The sequence below is a fragment of the Seohaeicola sp. 4SK31 genome (genome assembly GCF_028802875.1).
Lineage (GTDB): Bacteria > Pseudomonadota > Alphaproteobacteria > Rhodobacterales > Rhodobacteraceae > Seohaeicola.
This window is the reverse complement of record NZ_JARAMP010000001.1, coordinates 239,332-254,190: the sequence shown is the minus strand read 5'-3', so window position 1 is coordinate 254,190 and position 14,859 is coordinate 239,332. Positions and strand designations below refer to the sequence as shown.

The 14,859-nt window shown below is 65.3% G+C and carries 17 protein-coding genes; 14 read left to right on the top strand and 3 right to left on the bottom strand.

The window, feature by feature from the left end:
• Positions 1-42 precede the first annotated feature (42 nt).
• From paaI to PVW27_RS01235, 4 genes are read left to right on the top strand one after another with little or no spacing between them, the layout of a single operon-like run.
• Positions 43-489: a hydroxyphenylacetyl-CoA thioesterase PaaI gene (paaI, locus tag PVW27_RS01250; protein ID WP_274554711.1), complete on the top strand. Its 447-nt coding sequence runs from the start codon at positions 43-45 to the stop codon at positions 487-489.
• Entirely contained in the window at positions 486-1,679 is a 1,194-nt protein-coding gene (gene pcaF, locus PVW27_RS01245; protein ID WP_274554709.1) for a 3-oxoadipyl-CoA thiolase, read from the top strand. The genes paaI and pcaF overlap by 4 nt, the downstream gene beginning before the upstream one ends.
• Positions 1,679-2,989: a phenylacetate--CoA ligase PaaK gene (gene paaK, locus PVW27_RS01240; RefSeq protein ID WP_274554707.1), complete on the top strand. Its 1,311-nt coding sequence runs from the start codon at positions 1,679-1,681 to the stop codon at positions 2,987-2,989. Before pcaF ends, paaK begins: the two co-directional genes overlap by 1 nt.
• A 17-nt stretch (positions 2,990-3,006) precedes the next feature.
• Positions 3,007-3,576: a TetR/AcrR family transcriptional regulator gene (locus PVW27_RS01235; protein ID WP_274554705.1), complete on the top strand. Its 570-nt coding sequence runs from the start codon at positions 3,007-3,009 to the stop codon at positions 3,574-3,576.
• Positions 3,577-3,660: 84 nt separating this feature from the next.
• Here PVW27_RS01235 and PVW27_RS01230 read toward each other — a convergent pair whose 3' ends face one another.
• On the bottom strand, positions 3,661-5,298 hold the full coding sequence (locus PVW27_RS01230; protein ID WP_274554704.1) for a Y-family DNA polymerase: 1,638 nt from the start codon (positions 5,296-5,298) through the stop codon (positions 3,661-3,663).
• Between the two features lie 79 nt (positions 5,299-5,377).
• Positions 5,378-5,653: an I78 family peptidase inhibitor gene (locus PVW27_RS01225; RefSeq protein ID WP_274554703.1), complete on the bottom strand. Its 276-nt coding sequence runs from the start codon at positions 5,651-5,653 to the stop codon at positions 5,378-5,380.
• A 127-nt stretch (positions 5,654-5,780) separates the two neighbouring features.
• Between PVW27_RS01225 and PVW27_RS01220 the strand changes: the two genes are divergently transcribed.
• The 3 genes from PVW27_RS01220 (at position 5,781) to PVW27_RS01210 (ending at position 8,254) form a co-directional block, all read left to right on the top strand.
• A complete protein-coding gene (locus PVW27_RS01220) occupies positions 5,781-6,911 on the top strand; it encodes an S-(hydroxymethyl)glutathione dehydrogenase/class III alcohol dehydrogenase (protein WP_274554702.1) in 1,131 nt (376 codons plus the stop codon).
• An 86-nt stretch (positions 6,912-6,997) separates the two neighbouring features.
• On the top strand, positions 6,998-7,516 hold the full coding sequence (locus PVW27_RS01215) for a GNAT family N-acetyltransferase (protein WP_274554701.1): 519 nt from the start codon (positions 6,998-7,000) through the stop codon (positions 7,514-7,516).
• A gap of 15 nt (positions 7,517-7,531) precedes the next feature.
• Positions 7,532-8,254 (top strand): NYN domain-containing protein, encoded by a 723-nt coding sequence (locus PVW27_RS01210; RefSeq protein WP_274554700.1) that lies wholly within the window; start codon positions 7,532-7,534, stop codon positions 8,252-8,254.
• Positions 8,255-8,258: 4 nt separating this feature from the next.
• On the opposite strand, the gene PVW27_RS01205 is transcribed toward PVW27_RS01210, so the two are convergent.
• The gene (locus PVW27_RS01205; RefSeq protein ID WP_274554698.1) at positions 8,259-8,894 is read right to left on the bottom strand and encodes a TetR/AcrR family transcriptional regulator; all 636 of its coding nucleotides are present in this window, start codon (positions 8,892-8,894) and stop codon (positions 8,259-8,261) included.
• Positions 8,895-9,035: 141 nt separating this feature from the next.
• Here PVW27_RS01205 and mbfA point away from each other — a divergent pair, with 141 nt between their 5' ends.
• From mbfA to PVW27_RS01170, 7 genes are all read left to right on the top strand, one after another.
• The gene (mbfA, locus tag PVW27_RS01200; RefSeq protein WP_274554697.1) at positions 9,036-10,010 is read left to right on the top strand and encodes an iron exporter MbfA; all 975 of its coding nucleotides are present in this window, start codon (positions 9,036-9,038) and stop codon (positions 10,008-10,010) included.
• 91 nt (positions 10,011-10,101) lie between these two features.
• Positions 10,102-11,031 (top strand): AEC family transporter, encoded by a 930-nt coding sequence (locus PVW27_RS01195; protein WP_274554696.1) that lies wholly within the window; start codon positions 10,102-10,104, stop codon positions 11,029-11,031.
• 33 nt (positions 11,032-11,064) lie between these two features.
• The gene (gene fghA, locus PVW27_RS01190; RefSeq protein ID WP_274554695.1) at positions 11,065-11,895 is read left to right on the top strand and encodes an S-formylglutathione hydrolase; all 831 of its coding nucleotides are present in this window, start codon (positions 11,065-11,067) and stop codon (positions 11,893-11,895) included.
• Positions 11,892-12,347 (top strand): YaiI/YqxD family protein, encoded by a 456-nt coding sequence (locus PVW27_RS01185; protein WP_274554693.1) that lies wholly within the window; start codon positions 11,892-11,894, stop codon positions 12,345-12,347. The genes fghA and PVW27_RS01185 overlap by 4 nt, the downstream gene beginning before the upstream one ends.
• A gap of 15 nt (positions 12,348-12,362) precedes the next feature.
• Positions 12,363-12,983, top strand: coding sequence for an HAD family hydrolase (locus tag PVW27_RS01180; RefSeq protein ID WP_274554692.1), 621 nt, complete (start codon positions 12,363-12,365; stop codon positions 12,981-12,983).
• Complete coding sequence (locus PVW27_RS01175) at positions 12,980-13,912, top strand: ornithine cyclodeaminase family protein (protein ID WP_274554690.1); 933 nt, start codon at positions 12,980-12,982, stop codon at positions 13,910-13,912. The genes PVW27_RS01180 and PVW27_RS01175 overlap by 4 nt, the downstream gene beginning before the upstream one ends.
• Positions 13,909-14,850, top strand: coding sequence for an alpha/beta fold hydrolase (locus tag PVW27_RS01170; RefSeq protein ID WP_274554689.1), 942 nt, complete (start codon positions 13,909-13,911; stop codon positions 14,848-14,850). The genes PVW27_RS01175 and PVW27_RS01170 overlap by 4 nt, the downstream gene beginning before the upstream one ends.
• Positions 14,851-14,859: the final 9 nt, after the last annotated feature.

Sequence of the window (14,859 nt, the reverse complement as noted above, 5' to 3'; positions counted from 1 at the left end):
GTTTTGTGCAGGCTGCGGGAAATGTCAGGGGGAGGAGAGACCATGACGCCTCAGGAACGCGCCGAACGCTCGGCGGCTGCGATGTGGTCCACCGATGTGGCCTCGCAATCCCTTGACCTGAAACTCACCCGGATCGCCCCCGGTCAGGCCACGATGACCATGACCGTGCGGCCTGAACACTTGAACGGGCATGGCATCTGCCACGGCGGCTATATTTTCACGCTGGCCGATACCGCCTTTGCCTATGCCTGCAACAGCCACAACAAGCTGGTCGTCGCGCAGGAGAATACGATCACCTTCCTCAGCCCCGGCAAACCCGGCGAGGTGCTGACCGCGACAGCCACCGAGGTGCATCTGGCCGGACGTTCCGGCGTCTATGACGCACTGGTGACGGGCGAGGATGGGCGCAAGGTCGCCCTGTTCCGTGGCCTGTCGCGGCAGGTGTCCGGCGAACATTTCAAGGAAAAGACAACGGAGGACAAGGCATGAGAGAGGCATTCCTGTGCGAGGGGCTGCGCACCCCGATCGGCCGCTATGGCGGGGCACTGTCCTCGGTCCGGCCCGATGATCTGCTGGCCGGTGTGATCCGCGCCGTCACGGCGCAGTTTCCCGGCATGACGGTGGATGAATGCATCATGGGCTGCGCCAATCAGGCGGGCGAGGATAACCGCAACGTCGCCCGCATGGCCGTGCTGCTGGCGGGCCTTGGCGAAGGCGTGCCGGGCGTCACCGTGAACCGCCTCTGCGGCTCGGGCCTCGATGCCGTGGGCCAAGCCGCGCGCGCCATCAAGACGGGCGAGGCCGAGGTCGTTCTGGCAGGCGGCGTCGAATCGATGTCGCGCGCCCCCTTGGTGATGCCCAAGGCCGACAGCGCCTTTTCCCGCCGGGCCGAGATCTATGACACCACCATCGGCTGGCGATTCGTGAACCGGGCGATGCACAAGGCCTACGGCACCGATTCCATGCCTGAAACCGCCGAAAACGTGGCGGCGGATTTCAACATCTCCCGCGCCGATCAGGATGCCTTCGCCCTGCGCTCGCAGATGCGCGCCATTGCGGCCATCGAAAGCGGGCGGCTCGCGCGTGAGATTGCTCCTGTGACGATCCCGCAGCGCAAGGGCGATCCGGTGGTGGTCTCGCAGGACGAACACCCCCGCGCCACAACGATCGACAAGCTGGCCGCGCTGCCCACGCCCTTCCGCGAGGGCGGCTCGGTCACGGCGGGCAACGCCTCGGGCGTGAACGACGGGGCTGCGGCGCTGATCATTGCCTCTGCTGATGCGGTGGCGAAATACGGGCTGACGCCTAAGGCGCGGATCGTGTCGATGGCCACGGTCGGCGTGCCCCCCCGCATCATGGGCATCGGACCTGCACCCGCGTCGCAGGCTTTGCTGGACCGGCACGGGCTCAAGATCAGCGATATCGACTTTGTCGAGCTGAACGAGGCCTTTGCCGCCCAAGGTCTGGCCACGATGCGCCAACTGGGCCTGCCCGATGACGCGGATCACGTGAACCCCCACGGCGGGGCCATCGCGCTGGGCCATCCTTTGGGCATGTCCGGTGCGCGGCTGGCGCTGACGGCGGCGATCAACCTGTCGGATGCAGGGGCCAAACGCGCGATCTGCACCATGTGCATCGGCGTGGGCCAGGGCATCGCCCTGATGTTGGAGGCTGTGTGATGGAAGACCTCTCCCCGAAACCCGGCGATCTGGAACCGATCGAGACCGCCAGCCGGGACGAACTGTCGGCGCTGCAACTGGAGCGGATGAAATGGTCGCTGCGCCACGCCTATGACAACGTGCCCCATTACCGCGCCAGTTTCGACGCGGCGGGGGTGCACCCGGACGATCTGACATCCCTTTCCGATCTGGCGAAATTCCCGTTCACAACGAAAGCCGATCTGCGGGCCAATTACCCCTTCGGCATGTTCGCCGTGCCGCGTGAACAGGTCGCGCGGGTCCATGCCTCATCCGGCACGACCGGTCAGCCCACGGTGGTCGGTTATACCCGCGCCGATCTGGATGTCTGGGGCTCGGTCGTGGCGCGCAGCTTGCGCGCGGCGGGGCTGCGTCCGGGGCATATCCTGCACAACGCTTATGGCTATGGGCTTTTCACCGGCGGCTTGGGGATCCATCTGGGGGCAGACAAGCTGGGCCTGACCACGGTGCCGGTATCCGGTGGCATGACACCCCGGCAGGTCCGCCTGATCGAGGATTTCCGCGCCGACGGGATCACGGTGACGCCCTCCTACGCGCTGTCGATCCTGGACGAATACGCCAAACAGGGGCTCGACCCGCGCAAATCGCCGCTCAAGGTGGGGATCTTCGGGGCCGAGCCATGGACCAATGCCATGCGCCGCGAGATCGAGGATGCCTTTGATATGCATGCCGTCGATATCTACGGCCTGTCCGAGGTGATGGGGCCGGGGGTCGCCAATGAATGCGTGGAAACCAAGGACGGTCTGCATATCTGGGAAGATCACTTCTACCCCGAGGTGATCAACCCCGACACGGGCGAGGTGCTGCCGGATGGCGAGCTGGGCGAGCTGGTCTTCACCTCTCTCACCAAGGAGGCGTTCCCGATTGTCCGTTATCGCACCCGCGATCTGACCCGGCTGATGCCGGGCACGGCGCGCAGCATGCGGCGGATGGAAAAGATCACCGGGCGCAGCGACGACATGATCATCCTGCGCGGCGTCAACGTCTTCCCGACCCAGATCGAGGAAGTGCTGATGCAGGTCCGCGACCTTGCCCCGCATTTCCAGATCGAACTGCACCGCAAGGGGCGGATGGATGCGATGCGCGTGCTCTGCGAAGCCTGCGAGGGGGTCGGCCCCTCTGGACGTGAGGCGGCGGCACGGGACATGTCCCATCGGATCAAGCAGATGGTCGGCCTGTCCGTCGAAATCCATGTCTTCGATCCGGGCGGCGTGGCCCGCAGCGAAGGCAAGGCCGTGCGCATCATCGACAACCGCCCCAAGGGCGACTGACATGGCGGGCGACTGACATGGCGCGCGGACTGGCACGCGATCACGATGAAAAACGCGCCGCCCTGCGCAAAGGGGCGGCGGACTACTTTGCGCAGCATGGCTATGACCGGGCCTCGATGACCGGGGCCGCCAAACATTGCGGCGTGTCCAAGGCGTTGATCTATCACTATTATACCAGCAAGGAAGACCTGCTGTTCGATATTCTGGACGACCACCTGGGCGCGCTGGTCGATGTGGTTGAATCCGCCAGCGGCGAGGGGTTGCGCGGTGTGATCCGGGCCATTCTGTCCGCCTATGAAGATGCGGATGCCGAGCATAAACTGCAACTCGACGCGCTGGAGACACTGCCGCCCGAACGCCAGGCGCCCCTGATCGCCGCGCAGCGACGGCTGGTGACGGTGATGGCCGAGGCGGTGGACGCCGCGCGCCCCGGTCTGGACGCCGATCACCTGCGCGCTCTGACCATGTCGGTCTTCGGTATCCTCAACTGGTTCTACATGTGGCACCGCCCCGGCAAGGGCCTCAGCCGTGCCGCCTATGCCGATCTGGCAGCCGAATTCGTGCTGGGCGGCCTGCGCGCCGTCTGAGGCGTCGGATTTGAGTATTTGCAGCAAGATGAAGGGGCATGCGCGCCCCGCTTCATCTTGCCGTAAATACTCAATTCAGACCTGTCACGCAAAGCTGCCATGGCAGAACCAGCCACGCGACATGGCTGCCCCATGCGCAAAGTAGAGCCACAGACGGCTACCGCATGCGGTGGTGACGATCCAGTAATCCCGCGTGCCGCTGCGCCAGTCGGGCTCGTCCAGCCACCATTCCGGCGCGATGCGCTCGGGGCCTTGCGCGCAGGCCAGCGCCAGATCGCGCCGCCGCCAGCGAAACCGCGCGGGCGGGTGAGGGGTGTCCGGGGCCGTCACGGGTTCGGGCCGCCATAGCAGCGCCGGGCGCGGGGCGGCAGGGGCGGGCCAGTCGGGGGCGGGCTCCGACCATGCGGCGGCCAGGATTTGTGCCGCTTTCTCCGGGATATGGCTGTTGCCGGGATGATGGCGGGTGATCGCCTCCATCCCGATGCGGGCACCAAGGCGGGTCGTCAGATCCTCGATCGCGGTGTCACGCGCGGCGCGGCTGGCGGCGGCGCGGGCAGCCTCCAGATGGCCGCTGGACTGTTTGTCATGCAGCGGCTCGGTGCGCAGCGCCTCAAGCCGGAACATGTCGATCCCGAAACCCGCGTCAATCTGATCCAGCCGCATCGCCAGAAGTGGACGGATGCGGGCGGGGTCATGGCTGGCGCGGGCAAGGGTCAGGGTAATGTCCTGCCGCTGGCCATCGCTGCGATACGCCTCAAGCCGCAGGATGCGCGCACCCTGCCGCTTGTCGTGCAGCATCTCGCACAGGCGCGGCAGCAGACGGTCGAGGGCGGCCAGCATGTCCGCCTCAAGCCCGATGGGCTCCGGCAGGCTGAGGCGCGTGGCAAAGGCCGTGTCGGGGCGGGCGGGGCTGATCGGCTCGGGCGCGCTACCCAGGGCCTGATCCAGCCGCAGCACCAGCCCCTTGCCAAAGCGCCGTGCCAGCGCCGCGCGGGGTTGTCCGGTCAGATCGCCCACATGGCGCAGGCCCAGCCGCGTCAGTTCCGCCACCGTAGCGGGGTCCAGTCGCAGCGCCGCTACGGGCAGACGGGCCAGTGCGGAATGGGTCTGGCCAATCGCCGCGATGGCAGGGGCGAAGGTTGTGGCGCCGGGGCCGGGCGCATGGCGGGGCCGTGCCGCGGCGCGCGACCGGGTGGCGCGCGCCTCCTGCTGGATGGCGTCCCCGCTGCGGCCTGTCGCGGCGCGGCCTCCGGCATGCCGTGCCAGCGCCCAGGCGGCCCCCGGCGTATCGGCCAGACCCGCCTGCACCGACAGGCCCATGCCTTCAAGCGCGGCACCGATCCGCTCGACCATCGCCGCCTCGCCGCCGAACAGATGCGCGCAGCCCGTGATGTCAAGGGTCAGCGCATCGGGCGGCTCTTCCGCCACCAGCGGCGCGAATTGCCCGGCCCAGCGGCGCAGCCGCGTCAGGAACGCCGCCTCTGCCGCCGCATCCCGGGCCTGCGTCGCAAGCTGGGGGCAGATCGCCAGCGCATCGCGCAGCGGTTGACCCGGATAGACCCCCGCCCCCTGTGCCAGCACCGAGACCGAGGCGATCCGCTGCATCTGTCCGGTCTGTTCGACCACCGCGAAAGGCTTATCGGGCAGGCCGCGCATCGCGCGCAGCAGCCGTTCCGCGCCAAGGCGGGGAAACCAGAGCGAGAGGATTCGTTTGGGGGCCATGAGCAGCTTTACGGCAAAATGTTCACTATTTGTTCTTATCTAGCGCCGCCCCTGCACAGAGTCGAGTCCGCCAACGGTCTCAGCCGCACCAGATCCGCGTGATCCGGCCTTGGGCGTCATAGGTCACGTTCAAACGGTCGGGGCGATAATCCATCGTCATCGGACTGCCATCGGCCATGATGCGCCGGGCCGCGATCGCGGAAAAATCCTGATCGGCGACAGGCGCACCCAGCAACTGTTGCAGGGCGGCCGCGCCGCAGGCGTCCTCGGCGGGCAGGGCGACGTTCGGCTCTTCCGGCACGCAGGCGGCCAGAATGAGGATGGCGCCAAGGGCGGCGGGGGCGGGATGATGCATGATGTCGGCCTTTGCAGCATTTGATCCGCTTGCAGCCTAGACCGAAACCGCGCCGCCGGGTAGGAGGAGGTTGAATATCGGCGCGCTTTCGCAAAAGGTGGCGCCCAACAACAGGAGGACGCGAGACATGCGCACACGTGCCGCAGTGGCCCTTGAGGCCGGCAAACCGCTGGAAGTGATGGAAGTGAACCTTGAAGGACCGAAAAGGGGCGAAGTCCTGATCGAGGTCAAGGCGACCGGCATCTGCCACACGGATGAATTCACCCGCTCGGGCGCGGACCCGGAGGGGCTTTTCCCCTGCATCCTCGGCCATGAGGGCGCAGGGATCGTGATCGAGGTGGGCGAGGGCGTGACCACGCTGAAGCCGGGCGATCACGTGATCCCGCTTTATACGCCGGAATGCCGCGAATGCTATTCCTGCCTGTCCGGCAAGACCAACCTCTGCACCGCGATCCGCAACACCCAAGGGCAGGGTCTTATGCCCGATGGCACGACGCGGTTCTCGATGCTGGATGGCACCCCGATCTATCATTACATGGGTTGCTCGACCTTCGCCAATCACACGGTCATGCCTGAAATCGCGCTGGCCAAGGTGCGCGACGACGCGCCTTTCGACAAGATCTGCTATATCGGCTGCGGCGTGACGACAGGCATTGGTGCTGTGATCAACACGGCAGGAGTCGAGATCGGATCGACCGCGGCGGTCTTCGGTCTGGGCGGGATCGGCCTGAACGTGATTCAGGGCCTGCGGATGGCCGGGGCCGACATGATCATCGGTGTCGATCTGAACGACGACAAGGAAGCGATGGCCCGCAAATTCGGGATGACGCATTTCATCAACCCGAAGAAGATCGAAGGCTCGGTCGTGCAGGAAATCGTCAACCTGACCAAGCGCGGGATCGACCATATCGGCGGCGTGGATTACTCCTTCGACGCGACCGGCAACGTCAAGGTGATGCGCGACGCGCTGGAATGTTCGCATCGCGGCTGGGGCGTGTCGGTCATCATCGGCGTGGCCCCCGCAGGCGCGGAAATCAGCACCCGCCCCTTCCAGCTGGTCACGGGCCGCGTCTGGAAAGGCACGGCCTTCGGCGGCGCCAAGGGCCGCACGGATGTGCCGAAATTCGTGGACTGGTACATGGATGGCAAGATCGAGATCGACCCGATGATCACGCACACCCTCAGCCTTGATGAGATCAACCACGGCTTTGATCTGATGCATGAGGGCAAGTCGATCCGCGCGGTCGTCACCTATTGATCCCTACCCCGTCGGAGGCGTCTGGCCGCAGGGCCGGATGCGCTCCGCGCGGGGATATTTACAGCAAGAAGAAGCAGAGTTGCGCGATGAGTGACATAACGATGCGCGCGGCCACGGCGGCGGATCATGCAGCGGTCTGGGATATCCTGCGCCCGGTGTTCCGCGCGGGTGAAACCTATGCCATTGATCCGGCCATATCGCAGGCCGATGCGCTGGCCTATTGGTGCGGGCCGGGGCGTGAGGTGCGCGTGGCCGAGGCAGGCGGCGCGGTGCTTGGCAGCTATTACATCCGTCCCAATGCCGAAGGCGGCGGCGCGCATGTGTGCAACTGCGGCTTCGTGACGGCTGCGTCCGCGCAGGGCCGCGGCGTGGCGCGCGCCATGCTGGCTGATGCGCTGGACCGTGCGGCGCAATCAGGCTACCGTGCGATGCAGTTCAACTTCGTGATCAGCACAAATACCCGCGCCGTGGCCCTGTGGCAGACCGCCGGGTTCGATATCGTGGGACGCCTGCCCGGCGCCTATCTGCACCCGACACAGGGTTATGTGGATGCGCTGGTGATGTATCGCAGCCTGTTGCCCGACGTGGTAGCAGACGCAACCTGACAGACTGGACAGACCATGGACAACCCTTCCCGCCCGCCGCTTCTGGCCGTGCTGATCGACGCCGACAATACCTCGCCGCGCTGGACCCGCGCCATTTTCGAAGAGATTGCGGGCATGGGCGAGGCGAGCGTGCGCCGCGTCTATGGGGATTTCTCCAGCCCGCAGATGAATGGCTGGAACAAGGTGCAGGCCGAATTCGGTCTGGTGCCGCATCATCAGCCCGCCAATACCGTGGGCAAGAACGCATCCGATATCGCGCTGGTCATCGACGCGATGGACCTGATGCATTCGGGACGGTTCGACGGCTTCGTGCTGATCTCGTCCGACAGCGATTTCACGCGGCTGGCCAGTCGCATCCGCGAACAGGGCTTGGATGCCTTCGGCATCGGCGCGCAGAAAACGCCCGAGGCGTTCCGCAAGGCCTGCAAGCGGTTCATCTTCCTCGAAAACCTGATGGGCGCGGACCCGACCGACAAACCCGCCGCCAAGACCACGCCGTTGCCCGCCAGCAATCTGAGCGAGGCGCGCGATCTGATCCTCAAGGCGATGGACAGCATCGACCAGGAGGATGACTGGTATGCGCTGGGCCCCTTGGGCCAGTTCATCACGGCGGCCAATCCCGATTTCGACACGCGCAGCTATGGCAAGAAGAAGCTGAGCGATCTGGTCGCGGATCTGAAGATATTCGAGACCAAGCGCGGATCGGGCAATCAGCTTCTGGTGCGGCGGATCGACTGATCCGTCAAGGCTGCGTGCCGTACCGGGCAAGGAAGGTGGTCACGGCACCATCGACCACGCGGTCGATCTCGGCATCCGTGAAGCTGGTCTGAATCCCGAAGACAGCGCGTGTCCACAGATCAGCCTTGCACAGTTCGGCGAATTGATCGGCGGCCAGTTCCATATCGGCAATCGCCACTTCGCCGCGTCCGCGGGCCTGCGACAGATAATCCATGATCCGGGCACGCCCCAAGGCGGGGCCGCTGTCATAAAAGGCCTGCCCCAGTTCGGGAAAGCGGTCCGCCTCGGCCACGCAGACACGGAAGATGCGCTGCGCGAAATCGGACAGAAGAATGCGGATCAACCGATGCGCGGCAAGCCGGAGCACCTGTGCGGGCGGGGCGTTCATGTCGATCACCTGCAAGGCGGCGGCGGCCTGACGGCCACATTCGCGTTCGGCCATGGCCGTGAACATCAGCCGCTTGTCGGGGAAATAGCTGTAGAGCGTGGCCTTGGACACGCCCGCCGCGCGGGCGATATCATCGACCGAGGCCCCCTCGAACCCGGCCACAAGAAACACTTCGCGCGCGCCGTCCAGCACCTGGTCGTATTTGCGCCCCTTGCGGGGTTTTACACGCGTGTGAACCGCACTCATGTTCATGATGTTATCCCCCTGCACCCTCCAATAGCTTAAACTGATTGGTTCAGTTTCGACAAGCGATCTGCTGCGCGCCATCGCACTTGCCGCAGGATGGGGAATGGCTTAGATTAGAACAATTCTAATATTCCGGGAAGCCGATCCATGTCCTTTCTGTCCCATCGTCGCCAGTTCCGTGATCTGAGCGAGCGTGAGGTTCTGGCGCTGGCGATCTCGTCCGAGGAGGACGACGCCCGCATCTATCGCAGCTATGCCGAGCGTCTGCGCGCCGATTATCCCGACACCGCGGCGCTGTTCGACGGCATGGCGACCGAGGAGGACGGCCATCGCCGCCGCCTGATCGACCTGCACAGCGCCCGCTTTGGCGATGTCATCCCCTTGATCCGGCGCGAACACGTGGCGGGCTATTATGCCCGCCGCCCGGTCTGGCTGATCGAGAATCTGGGAATCGACCGCATCCGCGCCGAGGCCGAGGGGATGGAGCGCGAGGCGGAAGCCTTCTACCTCAAGGCCGCGCAGCGCAGCACGGATGCGGCCACGCGCAAATTGCTGGGCGATCTGGCCGCAGCCGAGGCGGGGCATCAGGCGGTGGCCGGTGATCTGGAATCGCGGCATCTGGCCGGTGATGCCAAAGCGGCCGAGGCGCGCACCTCGCACCGACAGTTCGTGCTGACATGGGTGCAGCCGGGCTTGGCCGGGTTGATGGACGGCTCGGTCTCGACCCTTGCGCCGATCTTTGCCACGGCCTTTGCCACGCAGGATACCTGGACCACGTTTCAGGTGGGTCTGGCGGCGTCCATCGGGGCAGGGATTTCGATGGGTTTCACCGAAGCGGCCTCGGATGACGGCGAATTGTCCGGGCGTGGATCGCCCGTCAAGCGGGGTGTCTCCTCTGGCGTCATGACCACAGTGGGCGGTTTGGGCCACGCGCTGCCCTATCTGATCACCGATTTCTGGACTGCGACAGTGATCGCCATCGCGGTCGTCTTTGTCGAGCTGTGGGCCATCGCATGGATCCAGAACCGCTATATGGAAACCCCGTTTTTCCGCGCCGCCTTGCAGGTGGTGCTGGGCGGGGCGCTGGTTCTGGCAGCGGGTGTGCTGATCGGCAGCGGGTGATCGGGCATGGGGCAGGGCGTGGGCATCTTCGGTCGCACGGGACGCGCGCATCTGAGATTGACGCCGCCCCCTGCCATGCTACCAACGGCTGATGTTCGAAATTTTCCTGAAGACCCTGCCTTTCTTCATGGTGATCGGCGTCGGCTACGGCGCGGGGCGGACCGGCTTTTTCACCGAGGCCGCGACGGCATGGCTGACCAAGTTCGTCTTCTATTTCGCATTGTCGGCCATGCTGTTCCGCTTTTCCGCGAACCTGTCGCTCGCGGCGGTCTTTGATCTGACCTTCGTGAAGGCCTATCTGTTGGGCACGGTGGTGGTCTATCTGCTGGCGACAGGCGTGGCGATCCTGCGCCGCATCCCGGTGCAGGAAGCCGCGGTCGAGGCGCAATGCGCCACTATCGGCAATGTCGGCTTTCTGGGCATCCCGATGCTGGTCCTGCTGCTGGGCGAGGCGGCGATTGCCCCTGTGATGCTGGTGCTGGCGGTCGATCTGATCGTGTTCGGCAGCCTGATCGTGATCATCATCACCGGCGCGCGCGACGGGCGGCTGTCCTTCGGCATCTTCCGCAGCATCGGGATCGGGCTGATCAAGAACCCGATGATCGTGTCCATCGTGCTGGGCCTGACATGGTCGGGGCTGCAAATCCCCATCCCGGGCCCGCTGAATGAATTCGTGATCCTGCTGGGCAATGCCGCCACCCCCGGCGCGCTGTTTGCCATCGGGGCCTCGCTCGCGTCGAAATCGGCGGAGCGGGTGTTCGTGGCGGGCTGGCTCTCGTTCTGCAAACTGGTCCTGCATCCGGCGGCGGTGGCCGTGGCGGCCCTCGTGATCTTTCCTGTCGAACCCTATGCGGCAGGTGTCATGATCGCGGCGGCAGCCCTGCCTGTGGCGGGCAATGTCTATATGCTGGCGCAGCATTACGGGATTGCACCGCATCGCGTCTCGTCCTCCATCCTGATTTCCACGGCGCTCAGCATCGTCACCGTCTCGCTGGTGATCGGCTGGGTCTCGCTGCTCTGACCAATGACCAACACCACAAAGGAGCGTTCACCCATGCAAACCATCTCGGAGAATGCCTGTTTCGGCGGTGTGCAGGGCGTCTATAAACACGCCTCCAAGGCCACGGGCACCGACATGACCTTCGGCCTGTTCCTTCCGGCCGAGGCGAAGGACGGCCCCGTCCCCGTCCTGTGGTATCTGTCGGGCCTGACCTGCACGCATGAAAACGCGATGGTCAAGGCCGGCGCGCAGGGTTGGGCGGCGGAACAGGGCATCGCCTTGGTCTTTCCCGACACCAGCCCGCGCGGCGAAGGCGTGGCCGATGACGCGGCCTATGATCTGGGGCAGGGGGCGGGCTTTTACGTCAACGCGACGCAGGCGCCATGGGCCCCGCATTTCCGCATGTGGGATTATGTGGCCGAGGATCTGCCGGGCCTGCTCTTCAACGAATTCGCCCTCGACCCGGAACGGCAGGCGATCACGGGGCATTCCATGGGTGGTCACGGCGCACTCACCCTCGCCATGGGCCTGCCGGGGCGCTTCCGTTCGGTCTCGGCCTTCGCGCCGATCTGCAACCCGACGGGCGCGGACTGGGGGCGCAAACAACTGACTGCTTATCTGGGCACGGACGAAAGCACTTGGGCGCGCCACGATGCCAGCCTGATGATGCGCGAGGTGGGTCTGGATATCCCGCTGCTCTGCGATACCGGCACCAAGGACCAGTTCCTTGACAACCTCCGCCCCGAAACGCTGGCCCATGCCGTGATGGCCCGCCGCGCGCAGGCCACCCTGCGCCTGCAACCGGGCTATGATCACAGCTATTTCTTCGTCTCCACCTTCATGGAGGATCACGTGACCTTCCACGCCGAGGCGCTTTATACGTGAGCACGCTCTTCATCGACGCCGACGCCTGCCCGGTCAAGGAAGAGGCTGAACGCGTGGCCACCCGCCACGGCATCGCGATGAAACTTGTCAGCAACGGCGGGCTGCGCCTTTCACGCAATCCGCTGGTCGAGGTGGTGATCGTGGATGCTGGCCCTGACGTGGCCGATATGTGGATCGCCGACCGCGCCGGGCCGGGCGATGTGGTGGTGACGGGCGATATCCCCTTGGCCGCGAAATGCGTGGCCGCTGGCGCGCGCGTGCTGAAACATAATGGCGAGGCGTTGACACAGGCGAATATCGGCAATGTTCTGGCAACGCGCGACCTGATGACCGACCTGCGCGCCGCCGATCCCTTCCGCCAAGGCGGTGGCAAGGGTTTTACAAAGGCGGATCGGTCGCGCTTTCTTGAGGCGCTGGACCGCGAACTCCGCGCGGCCCTCCGGCAGGGATAGCAGAGGGAGAGGCGAATGTCCGTTCAGGCCGTGATCTTCGATATCGGCAATGTGCTGATCGAATGGCAGCCCGAACGGTTCTATGACGCCACCATCGGCCCTGACCGCCGCCGCTCCATGTTCGCGGATGTGGACCTGCACGCGATGAACGACCGTGTCGACTCCGGTGGTGATTTCGCCGGGGAAATCCAACGCACCGCAAGCGAATTCCCTGCTCATGCCGAGGCGATCTTGATGTGGCACCAGCACTGGCTCGACATGGCCCGCCCCGACATCCCCCATTCCGTGCGCCTCATGCGGGCCCTGCGCGCCCGTGGCGTGCCGGTCTTTGCCCTGTCCAACTTCGGGCTGGAACCCTTCGCCATGGCGCGCGCCAGCTATCCCTTTCTTGATGAGTTCGACCAGCTGTACCTCTCGGGTGCGCTGGGTGTGACCAAACCCGCCCCGCGCATCTATGAACTGCTCGAACAGGACTGCGGCATCCCGCCCTCCGCGCTTTTGTTCACCGATGACCGGGCCGAGAATATCGCCGCCGCCGCCGCGCGCGGCTGGCAAACCCATCTCTTCGACGGACCCGAAGGCTGGGCCAACCGCCTGATATCCCAAGGTCTCTTGACCGCAAAGGAGGCCGCATGACCATCCCCATGATCCCCATGATCCCCATGATCCCCTTCACCGCCGAGGCGCATCTGGACTGGCTGGACCTGACCCGCGCCATCACCCACGGCCACACCCTGCCAAAGGCCGAGATTGCGGATACCTTCCTCTATCGCACCCCCGACACGCTGCTCAATCGCGCCGCATGGATCGACGGGCTGGGGCTGGCGGTGAAATCCGCCACGATCTTTCCGGGCAACGCCGCCATCGGCAAACCTGCCGTCAATGGCGGTGTCACCCTCTATTCCGACCGCGACGGCATGCTCGAGGCGATTGTCGATTTCCATCTGGTAACCAAGTGGAAAACCGCAGGCGACAGCCTCTGTGCCGCGCTGCGCCTTGCCCGCCCCGACAGCCGCAAAATCCTGATCGTGGGCGCAGGCACCGTGGGCCGCTCTCTCCGGCAGGCTTATGGCGCGGGCTTTCCCGACGCCCAGTTCACCGTCTGGAACCGCACAAGGGCCGGGGCCGAGGCTTTGGCCGCCGACTGGCCTGATATGACCGTGGCCGATGATCTGGCGCAGGCCGTGACACAGGCCGATATCATCACCTGCGCCACCATGAGCACGAACCCGATCATCAAGGGCGATTGGCTCCGCCCCGGTCAGCATCTTGACCTGATCGGCGCCTATCGGCCCGACATGCGTGAGGCCGACGACACCGCCCTGCAACGCGCCCGCATCTTCGTGGACAGCTACGACACCACCATCGGCCATATCGGCGAGATCAAGGACCCGCTCGCCCGCAACGTGATTTCGCGCGCCGATATCCTTGCCGATTATTACGCGCCCGACGCTTTCGCGCGCCGGTCAGAGGACGAGATCACCCTGTTCAAGAACGGCGGCGGCGCGCATCTGGACCTGATGACCAGCCGCTATATCCTTGACGCGTGGAGGGCGGCGCAATGACATGGGTCTTGTTACTGCTGGCCCTCGTGGCCGTCATCGCCCTGTTCCCCTTCGCCCGTGAGGCCATGCGCCAACCCATGAACGCAGAGGCGCGCCGCGATGCCCCCGGCGACGTCGTGCACCTGTCGCAAGGGATCACCCATTTCCGCTGGATCGGCCCCGTGCGCGGGCCTGTGGCCGTGTGTGTGCATGGCCTGACCACGCCGTCGATGGTCTGGGATGCGGTCGCCAAAGGTCTGGCGCTGATGGGCTTTCGGGTTCTGGTCTATGACCTCTACGGGCGCGGCTATTCCGACCGCGCGCCAGGTTTGCAGGATCAGGATTTCTTTATCCGTCAACTAGAGGATCTGCTGAACGATCAGGGCATCACCGAGGATGTGACCCTGCTGGGCTATTCCATGGGCGGGGCCATCGTCACCGCCTTTGCCGCGCGCCACCCCGAACGGGCGCGCCGCCTGATCCTGCTGGCCCCGGCGGGCATGGGTCATGATCTGGGCAAGATGGCCCGCTTCACCCGCGACACGCCGATCCTTGGCGATTGGCTGATGCTGTTGCGCTATCCCGCCGCCCATATGCAGGGCACCGAAGCCGAACGTGCCCTGCCATCCGAGGTCGAGGGCATCATCGATTATCAACAAGCGGAACTGTCCAAGCGCGGCTTCATCCCAGCCGTCCTCTCATCCCTGCGCGGGATCCTGCCCCGCTCGTTGGAGGAAGCACATCGCCAGATCAGCCGCGAAGGCATCCCCGTGCTGGCCATCTGGGGGCGCGAGGACAAGGTGATCCCGATCCGTGCCATGGGCCAACTGGCGCAATGGAACCGCACCGCGCGCCACGAGGTGATCGAGGGCGCGGGCCACGGCCTGACCTATACCCATGCCAGCGCCGTGCTGCGGGTGATCGAGGAAACCCTCACCGCCGAAGCGGTCGGTGACTGACAAAGCCCG